Annotated in this window: 4 protein-coding genes; 1 reads left to right on the forward strand and 3 read right to left on the reverse strand. The window is 37.5% G+C overall.

Annotated features, from left to right (window positions below):
* On the forward strand, positions 1–1,141 hold a 1,141-nt coding region (locus ACJML3_RS01885), incomplete at its 5' end, for a heme biosynthesis HemY N-terminal domain-containing protein (protein WP_406020136.1).
* 58 nt (positions 1,142–1,199) lie between these two features.
* On the opposite strand, the gene ACJML3_RS01890 is transcribed toward ACJML3_RS01885, so the two are convergent.
* The 3 genes from ACJML3_RS01890 to ACJML3_RS01900 all read right to left on the reverse strand — a co-directional run.
* Complete coding sequence (locus ACJML3_RS01890; RefSeq protein WP_406020137.1) at positions 1,200–1,637, reverse strand: hypothetical protein; 438 nt, start codon at positions 1,635–1,637, stop codon at positions 1,200–1,202.
* Complete coding sequence (gene ilvA, locus ACJML3_RS01895; protein WP_406020139.1) at positions 1,637–3,166, reverse strand: threonine ammonia-lyase, biosynthetic; 1,530 nt, start codon at positions 3,164–3,166, stop codon at positions 1,637–1,639. The genes ACJML3_RS01890 and ilvA overlap by 1 nt, the downstream gene beginning before the upstream one ends.
* A 1-nt stretch (position 3,167) precedes the next feature.
* Positions 3,168–3,764 (reverse strand): dihydroxy-acid dehydratase (locus ACJML3_RS01900; protein WP_406020141.1); only part of this gene is annotated, 597 nt, incomplete at its 5' end.

Consider the following 3,764-nt stretch of genomic DNA (forward strand, 5'->3'; position numbering starts at 1 on the left):
TTTAGCCGATTCTCAAGGATACATACATATTGCTACAGCATCTCATGTTATTGAGACTTCTATTACTACAGCAATAATTCTTTATTTATCAAGTATCTTTGCTCTATACTTTTTGTGTACTTTTGTAAAAAAGGTATACCTTATACCAAAAAACACACTTTCAGCATTCAGACAACATTCTTTTAAAAGAAAGCTATCATTGCAAGATGAGGCAATCATTTCTTTTGAACAAGGACAGTATGACAATACACTTGCTTTGTTAAAGCATTCAGCTGACATCAAGAAAATGTCTGAAAAATCACTGCTAGTTGCCGCTCAAGCTGCTTTCCATATTGGACTTTATGACTATACTCGTCAGGCTTTAGACGAAGCACAGAGAAGAGGAAAACAGGCAAAATTAGCATCTGATATTGTTCGTGCAAAATTAAACTATGATGTTGGTAATGCTAAAGTTGCTCTTGAATGCCTTGATAATACAAAGGGCTCTGTAAAAAATGCCTTTGTATATAAACTCTACTTAAAGTGCTACAAGAAACTTAATAAACTGTCTAATATCGTTGAAATCACACCTAGTTTACTTAAATACAAGGTAATTAGCGATACTGAAGCCCGTGATTTCTATCTTAAGTATATTGAAAGTGAACTTCGTTCCGTAAACGATCTGACTGGTATAGACGATCTTATGAAGAAACTTTCAAAAACTGATAAAAAAGATGCAAGAATCATGGGATCATTTGTTTATAAGCTTATTCAGTTAGGCGATGTAAACAAGGCTTGCCAGTTAAGTCTTTCAATTCTGAAAAAAGAGCCTGATAGAGATTTCTTAAACAGCATTTCAAACTGGGAAATTGCAATTCCTGAGGTATTAGTTGCATTAAAGAAATATGCATCTAAAAATGTAATCACAACACAGGTTAACCTGCCTTTACTTAAAGCCATGGCAAACCTTGAGTTTAAATCTGGACTTCTAAAAGAAGCATACGAAGATTACAAGCAAGCTCTATCTATTGAGCCTTCTTGCGATATTTACTTAAAACTAGGCTCTATTCAGTCTAACCTACAGAATTATACCGAAGCAGCTGAATGGTATGCTAAAGTTAATGCTGTTCTAACAGACAATAGAGCTCTGGCATTGAAGTAATTTCTTAAAACTGAGAATAATACGGAAAAGATGAGGAGATTTAAAATCTCCTCATTTTTTAGTACATGTTTGTTTTGGACTGTTTCTTTAAAATATCAGAAATCTTCAGTTTTTCATTAGCCTTTTTATAAAGCTCTTTTAAACTGTCCTTTTTGATATTTCCACAGGCCTTAAAGAAAAGATATGATCTGCCATCAAAGTATGTTACAAGACCAACACATGGAGCGTTATCAACAAATCTGAAAGAGAATCCCTGATGCTGAATTACTGCATTGAGATTCCATCCTCTATAAGAATCCATTACATACTGAGCATATTCTTTTGTTGTTGAAAGATTAGCTATTGGAGCAAGTATGCTTAAAGAGGCAGAAGCTGTGCCATCCTGATTCTCATAAAAAACAGAATTATCTTTTACAAACTCACTGAACTCTCCATCTTTTGCTAGAGAAGCAAAAGACAGAGAGCAAAGCAATAAAGATACTAATAATCCTTTCATTACTTGATCAATTGCTGATATGCAGTATTAGATGTAACTTCTTCTACAGGGTAACCAACAGCCTTGATGAAGTCATTAACACCTTCTTCTTTTCCTGTCACATCCAGACCACAAAGTACAGAGCAGAACTCTAAACCTGTAATACGGAAGTGGAACAGTGTAATGTTATAAGCATTACCAAGTGTTTCTAAGAATCTTACCAATGCATTAGCAGTTGATGGGAACTCAAATAGGAACAATCTTTCATTTAAGTTTGCTGCAGGATGACCGCCTACCATGTATCTTAAATGATCCTTTGCAAGAACATCATCCGTAAGATCGGTTACAAGATAACCACTCTTCTTTAATGACTTGCAAATCTCGTTTAATTCCTTCTTTCCATCAGTAAGTTCCACTGATGCAAATACTCTTGCACCCTGTGAACTGTTATAACGGTAGCTGAACTCTGTAACAGCTCTTGATCCGATTGCCTTGGTAAAATCAAGGAATGCACCGATCTTTTCAGGGATTTCAACAGAAAGAATACCTTCTGACATCTCACCGACATCACAACGCTCTGCAACCATACGAAGAGTATGGAACTTAACATTTGCACCTGACAGAATTGCTATATGATTGCCAGACTTAATGTTATTTTCTCTAACGTACTTCTTTAAACCAGCTAATGAAAGTGCACCTGATGGTTCAGCAATTGCTCTGGTATCATCAAAAATATCTTTCATTGCTGCACAGATTTCATCATTTGAACAGGTAACAATGTCATCAAGATATTTACTTAAAACTCTGAATGTTTCAGTTCCAGCCTTACTTACTGCAACACCATCAGCAAAATGAGATACATAGCCGATATCAACTGGTTTACCAGCCTTTAGAGCTGCCTTCATACAAGCTGAACCTTCAGATTCAACACCGATTACTTTAATATGAGGAAGTAATGATTTAATGTAAACAGCAATACCTGCAGCAAGACCGCCACCACCAATCTGAACATAGATAGTATCGATGCTGTCACACTGGCCGATGATTTCGTGTGCAATTGTTCCCTGACCTGCAATTACATCAGGATCATCATAAGGAGGGATCATGGTTAATCCCTTCTTCTTTGCGCACTGCTGTGCATAGTCGTATGATTCATTAAAGCTGTCGCCATAAAGAACAACTTCAGCACCATAATTACGTACAGCATCAATCTTTAGATCAGGTGTTGTAGTAGGCATTACAATTGTTGCCTTAATACCTAACTGCTTTGCTGAAAGTGCTACACCCTGTGCGTGGTTACCTGCTGATGCAGTAATAATACCAGCCTTTAGAGCAGCGTCATCTAGATTCTTAATCTTATGGTAAGCACCACGTAACTTAAATGAGTGGATCTTCTGATAATCCTCTCTTTTTAGCATTACATTCACACCAAGACGTGAAGATAAATTATCCAGCTTCTGTAAAGGTGTAACTTTTACAAGATCGTATATTCTTGCAAGTAGTATCTTTTTAAGATACCCCTGAGCATCTAGCTGCTTATCACCTGACATATTATAGGCCCTCTAGCTTGCTTCTATCACGAACACCACCCTTATCAGCACTTGATGCAAGCTTTGCATAAGCCTTAAGTGCAAAGGTGATATCTCTGTCTCTGTTCTCTGGCTGCCATGCCTTGTTGCCACGTGACTCCATCTTTGCTCGTCTTGCAGCTAACTCTTCATCAGAAACATCCATAGAAATTGTTCTGTTAGGAATATCAATCTTGATGATGTCATTTTCTTCAAGAAGACCTATGTTACCGCCGTTAGCAGCTTCTGGAGATACGTGACCGATTGATAGACCTGATGAACCGCCTGAGAAACGACCATCAGTTACAAGAGCACATTTCTTTCCAAGACCTACAGACTTAATATATGATGTTGGATATAACATCTCCTGCATGCCAGGACCACCACGTGGGCCTTCATAACGAATAATAACAACATCACCTTCTTTAACTTTGCCACCAAGAATACCTTCTACACCAGCTTCCTGGCTTTCAAAGATTCTTGCTGGGCCAACAAATTTAAGGATGGAAGAATCAACACCCGCAGTCTTAACGATACAGCCGTTTTCAGCTAAGTTACCGTATAAAACAGCTAGACCGCC

Source organism: Succinivibrio sp., from assembly GCF_045124615.1.
In the GTDB taxonomy this organism is placed as follows: domain Bacteria; phylum Pseudomonadota; class Gammaproteobacteria; order Enterobacterales; family Succinivibrionaceae; genus Succinivibrio; species Succinivibrio faecicola.